Below are 5,287 nucleotides of genomic sequence, written 5' to 3' on the forward strand. Positions count from 1 at the left end.
ATCGAGTTGACCGCGAACCACGCGGCCTTTGCTCGCCTCGGCTTTCGCGAAACTGGACGGACGGCGCATGACGGCTATGCCAGGCCGACCTCGATCACCATGCGCAAAGCTCTCCCGTAAGTCTTATCTTACGGTTTGTGGGCCACGGATATCGCACCGCGACAGTGTCAGGTCCTGAGCGGCAGCACGCGGTCTGGTGGGCGGTGGCCGTCAACGAAGGCGCGGATGTTGATGATGACCTTTTCACCCATGTCGATACGGCCCTCGAGCGTCGCCGAGCCCATATGCGGCAAAAGCACGACCTTGTTCTTGGCCGCGAGCTTCAGCAGCTTGCCGTTCAAGGCCGGCTCGTGCTCGTAGACATCGAGGCCGGCGCCGGCGATCTTGCCGTCCTGGATCAGCTTGACCAGTGCTTCCTCGTCGATGATGTCGCCGCGCGCGGTGTTGACGACATAGGCGGTGGGCTGCAGTAGCGCCAGCCGCCGCGCCGAAAGCAGATGGAAGGTTGCCGGCGTCGAGGGACAGTTGACCGAGATGATATCCATGCGGGCCAGCATCTGGTCGAGGCTTTCCCAATAGGTCGCCTCCAGCCCGTCTTCCACGGCCGGCAGCACGCGGTGGCGGTTGTGATAGTGGATCGACAGTCCGAAGGCCTTGGCCCGCCTGGCTACGGCCGTGCCGATCCGCCCCATGCCGACAATGCCGAGCCGCTTGCCCCAGATGCGCCGGCCCAGCATCCAGGTCGGCGACCAGCCGGCCCATTTCTTGTCGCCGGTGAGCACATTGGCGCCTTCCGCGAGCCGCCGCGGCACCGCCAGCATCAGCGCCATCGTCATGTCGGCGGTGTCTTCGGTCAGGACATTCGGCGTGTTGGTGACGGTGATGCCCCTCTTGGCCGCAGCCGCGACATCGATCTTGTCGACGCCGTTGCCAAAATTGGCGATCAGCTTGAGGTTGTCGCCTGCCTGAGCGATCAGCGCCGCGTCGATATTGTCGGTAATGGTCGGCACCAGAACGTCGGCTTCCTTGACCGCCGCGACCAGTTCCGGCTGCGTCATCGGCCGGTCCTCGACATTCAGCCTTGCGTCGAACAGTTCGCGCATGCGGGTCTCGACCGGGTCGGGCAGCTTGCGCGTGATGACGACGAGAGGCCTTTTTTTGCCTGCCATTGTTTCCCTCTCGAGTATTTGCCGCAATTCCGAACGCAAAACCGCTTCACAGGTTTGCTGGAATTGCTCTAACCCGATCTCGTTGAGACCTCTTTAACCAAGACCGGCGAAACTGAAAGCCGGTCGCGGTGCCGATTACCCATGTAACAAGCGGTGCCGCCGAAGACAAAGAAAAAGGGGCGCCGAGGCAAGCGCCGAAAGGAATGAAAGTGTCTGGTTTCGCGTCGCTTCGCCTGGCCCTCAGTGCAGCATTTTTCGGCGCTCTGCTTTATTCTCCGCTTACGGCGGCACAGAGTGCGGCTGCACCTGCCCAGAGCGTCGTCACGCTCGGGCCGAGCGGCCTGCCGCTGCCGCGATTCGTCAGCCTGAAATCCGGCCGCGTCAACTCGCGCGTCGGCCCCGGCGCCAACTACTCGGTCGACTGGATGTACATGAAGGCCGGCCTGCCGATGGAGATCATCCAGGAATTCGACACATGGCGCCGCGTGCGCGATGCCGATGGTTCGGAAGGCTGGATCAACCAGTCGCTGCTTTCCGGCCGACGCACGGCAATCGTCGCACCATGGCAGCGTGGCAAGGGCACCCGGATCAATCTTCTCAACAGCCCCGACAAGGATGCAAGGGTGGTCGCGATGATCGAACCTGGCGTCATGGGTACGATCAAATCCTGCGACGGCCAGTGGTGCGAAATGACGTTCGACGGCCACACCGGCTGGCTTGCCCAGTCGGTCGTCTGGGGCGCCTATCCCGGCGAACGGGTCAAGGACTGATTCTCTTTCGCGGTCCTGGCTTTATGCCCGATACGGCCGAGATGGGTGTCCTGGAAGCCGGTCGGCAGCTTCAGACCGTAGCCCAGCGCACGGTCGATGGCGATGTGGGCGATCCATATCAGCGCAACCGCCATCGCGGCCGCATTGCCCCACATGTGCCCGCCGAGCAGCAGCAGCACGGGCACGATCAGGATGTGCAAGGCGTTGTAGGCAAGGGCACCGACGCGCGGACCGGCCAGATAGCCCGACATCGATAGGTCAGGCGCCAGGATAAGCAATCCGAAGAGCCACCAGGAGATGCCGGTCGAACCGTAGAAAATGACGGCAGCCAGTGCCACGATCGCCCATTCGAGCCGGATTACGAGATCGAGGGGTTTCATCCCTGGCCGATAATTCTGGCTTGGCAGATGATTCCGGCCTCGCCAGTCATTCGCGGCGTTTGGGGCGCAGCCTCACGACGATGTCGACATTGGCGATCTCCATCCCTTCCGGAGGCTCCGGCAGGTTCGCAACCGTCACCGGACCGCTGTCGATGTCGAATATACGGTTTTCGCCTTCGATGTAGAAATGGTGGTGGTCGGAGGTGTTGGTGTCGAAATAGGTTTTCGCGCCTTCGACGGCGAGGATGCGCAAAAGTCCCGCCTGGGTAAACTGGTGAAGGGCATTGTAGACGGTGGCCAGCGACACCGGCACGCCGGCGGCAACCGCCTCCTCGTGCAGTTCCTCGGCCGACAGATGCCGGTCGCCCTTGGCGAAAAGCAGATCGGCCAGCGCAATGCGCTGACGCGTCGGCCTCAGCCCGGCTTCACGGACCCGCTTGTCCACAGCGACATTTTCCTTCCGGCCGTCCAGGTCCATCTTCTCGTCGAACCCCACAGTTCCGCCCCAAGACACGCCCAGAATGGCAAAAAAATGAACGTCTGCCGAAACCGGACCTCTCAGGACATATATTCTGTCGTCCGAATGCGATCAATAGCGCGCATTGACCCAGGCAGACGAGCAGGCTAAGCGCAAACGCCGGTTTCCGGCCTGAAACAGATTGTGTTAGGAAACCAACGACAAGGGCACCCGATGGCCCGGAACGATATGGGATGAGATTGATGGCGGGTAAATCCAGCTACGAGTACGACGAATTGCTGGCCTGCGCCCGCGGCGAACTGTTCGGACCGGGCAACGCCCAGCTTCCCTATCCGCCAATGCTGATGTTCGACCGCATCACCGAGATCAGCGAGACCGGCGGCGCCTTCGAGAAGGGTTTCATCCGCGCGGAGTTCGACATCAAGCCGGACCTGTGGTTCTTTGCCTGCCATTTCATCGGCAATCCGATCATGCCGGGGTGCCTCGGCCTCGACGCCATGTGGCAACTGACGGGCTTCTATCTTGGCTGGCTTGGCGAACCCGGGAAGGGAATGGCGCTGTCGACCGGCGAAGTGAAATTCAAGGGCATGGTCACGCCTTCGGTGAAGAAGGTCGAATATGGCATCGACTTCAAGCGCGTGATGCGGGGCCGGCTGGTGCTCGGCATCGCCGATGGCTGGCTGAAGGCGGATGGCGAACCCATATACGCGGCAACGGATTTGAAAGTCGGTCTGTCCAAGCAGTCGGCGGTCGGCTGACCGGCACCCCTGGCCGGCCCCCTTTGGCCAGCATCCCTGGAAGGAGTTGCGAATGAGACGTGTCGTAGTCACAGGCCTCGGCATCGTGTCGTCGATCGGCAACAATGCCAACGAGGTGCAAGCCTCGCTGCATGACGCCAGATCAGGCATCAGCTTCTCGGATTCCTTCGCCGAACACGGCTTCCGCTGCCAGGTCTGGGGAGCGCCGACGCTCGATCCATCGGCGATGATCGATCGCCGTGCGATGCGCTTCCTGAGCCAGGGTGCTGCATGGAACCACGTCGCCATGGACCAGGCGATCGCGGATGCGGGCCTCGGCGAGAGCGACATCACCAATGAGCGCACCGGCATCGTCATGGGATCGGGCGGACCATCCACCCGCACCATCGTCGAAGCTGCCGAAACGACGCTGAAGAACGGCAGTCCCAAGCGCATCGGTCCATTCGCGGTGCCGAAGGCAATGTCGTCGACCGCATCGGCGACGCTTGCCACATGGTTCAAGATCCACGGCGTCAACTACTCGATCTCGTCGGCCTGTTCGACCTCGGCGCATTGCATCGGCAATGGCTATGAATTGATCCAATGGGGCAAGCAGGACATCGTCTTCGCCGGCGGCCACGAGGATCTCGACTGGACGATGTCGGACCTGTTCGACGCCATGGGCGCCATGTCGTCGAAATTCAACGACAAGGCATCGACCGCCTCCCGTGCGTATGACGTCAATCGCGACGGCTTCGTCATTGCCGGGGGCGCCGGTGTGCTGGTGCTGGAAGAGCTTGAGCATGCCAAGGCGCGCGGCGCCAAGATCTATGCCGAGATCGTCGGCTATGGCGCGACGTCGGATGGCTACGACATGGTTGCTCCTTCAGGCGAAGGCGCGGTCCGCTGCATGCGCCAGGCGCTGGCCACGGTTTCCACGCCGGTCGACTACATCAACACCCATGGCACCTCGACGCCGGTGGGAGATTCCAAGGAAATGGGCGCCATCCGCGAGGTGTTCGGCCCAGAGATGCCGTACATCACCTCGACGAAGTCGCTGACCGGCCATTCGCTGGGCGCGGCCGGCGTGCAGGAATCCATCTACTCGATCCTGATGATGCAGGGCGGTTTCATCGGCGAAAGCGCCCATATCGAGACCCTCGACCCCGAATTCGAGGGCATGCCGATCGTGCGAAAGCGCATCGACGACGCCAGGATCGACACTGTTTTGTCCAATTCGTTCGGCTTCGGTGGCACCAACGCCACGCTCGTTTTCCAGCGCTATTCCGCATAAGGATTTGCCGGCCATGGACGGATTGATGAAGGGCAAGCGCGGGCTTGTCATGGGTGTCGCCAACGATCATTCGATCGCCTGGGGCATCGCCCGGAAATTATCCGAACACGGGGCGGAACTCGCCTTCACCTATCAGGGCGATGCCTTCGGACGCCGGGTCAAGCCGCTGGCCGACAAGCTCGGCGCCTCGCTGGTCGTGCCGTGCGACGTCGAGGACAGCGCTTCGGTCGCCGCCACGTTCGAGACCCTGGGCAACGAATGGGGCGGGCTGGATTTCATCGTCCACGCCATCGGCTTTTCCGACAAGAACGAGTTGAAAGGCCTCTACGCCGACACCAGCCGGGACAATTTCGTCCGCACCATGGTGATCTCCTGCTACTCCTTCACCGAGGTCGCCCGCCATGCGGCCACCTTGATGAAGGACGGCGGATCGATGATCACGCTGACCTATGCGGGCTC

General features: G+C 62.1%; 7 protein-coding genes and 1 pseudogene. 5 read left to right on the forward strand and 3 right to left on the reverse strand.

Features of this window, described 5'->3' with window-relative positions; genetic code table 11:
• Nucleotides 1-120: pseudogene (locus tag EN969_RS36025) on the forward strand (GNAT family N-acetyltransferase); the annotation flags it as partial.
• Between the two features lie 47 nt (nt 121-167).
• On the opposite strand, the gene EN969_RS15410 reads toward EN969_RS36025, so the two are convergent.
• The gene (locus EN969_RS15410; RefSeq protein ID WP_013527881.1) at nt 168-1,169 is read right to left on the reverse strand and encodes a D-glycerate dehydrogenase; all 1,002 of its coding nucleotides are present in this window, start codon (nt 1,167-1,169) and stop codon (nt 168-170) included.
• Nucleotides 1,170-1,378: 209 nt separating this feature from the next.
• On the opposite strand from EN969_RS15410, the gene EN969_RS15415 reads away from it, so the two are divergent.
• Nucleotides 1,379-1,939, forward strand: a complete 561-nt coding sequence (locus tag EN969_RS15415) for an SH3 domain-containing protein (RefSeq protein WP_063170456.1) — start codon at nt 1,379-1,381, stop codon at nt 1,937-1,939.
• Here the strand turns inward: EN969_RS15415 and EN969_RS15420 are convergent.
• Together EN969_RS15420 and irrA are read right to left on the reverse strand one after the other, a co-directional pair.
• A complete protein-coding gene (locus EN969_RS15420) occupies nt 1,912-2,319 on the reverse strand; it encodes a DUF4260 domain-containing protein (RefSeq protein WP_063169996.1) in 408 nt (135 codons plus the stop codon). The genes EN969_RS15415 and EN969_RS15420 overlap by 28 nt on opposite strands.
• A 46-nt stretch (nt 2,320-2,365) precedes the next feature.
• Nucleotides 2,366-2,797, reverse strand: a complete 432-nt coding sequence (gene irrA, locus EN969_RS15425; protein ID WP_024503471.1) for an iron response transcriptional regulator IrrA — start codon at nt 2,795-2,797, stop codon at nt 2,366-2,368.
• 242 nt (nt 2,798-3,039) lie between these two features.
• On the opposite strand from irrA, the gene fabA reads away from it, so the two are divergent.
• The 3 genes from fabA to EN969_RS15440 form a co-directional block, all read left to right on the forward strand.
• Nucleotides 3,040-3,555, forward strand: coding sequence for a 3-hydroxyacyl-[acyl-carrier-protein] dehydratase FabA (gene fabA, locus EN969_RS15430; RefSeq protein WP_013527885.1), 516 nt, complete (start codon nt 3,040-3,042; stop codon nt 3,553-3,555).
• A 52-nt stretch (nt 3,556-3,607) separates the two neighbouring features.
• Nucleotides 3,608-4,828: a beta-ketoacyl-ACP synthase I gene (fabB, locus tag EN969_RS15435; RefSeq protein WP_024503470.1), complete on the forward strand. Its 1,221-nt coding sequence runs from the start codon at nt 3,608-3,610 to the stop codon at nt 4,826-4,828.
• A 13-nt stretch (nt 4,829-4,841) separates the two neighbouring features.
• Nucleotides 4,842-5,287, forward strand: a 446-nt coding sequence (locus EN969_RS15440; RefSeq protein ID WP_127419225.1) for an SDR family oxidoreductase, incomplete at its 3' end; no start/stop codon positions are given.

The organism is Mesorhizobium sp. M7A.F.Ca.CA.003.01.2.1, assembly GCF_003998945.1.
Classification (GTDB): Bacteria; Pseudomonadota; Alphaproteobacteria; order Rhizobiales; family Rhizobiaceae; genus Mesorhizobium; species Mesorhizobium ciceri.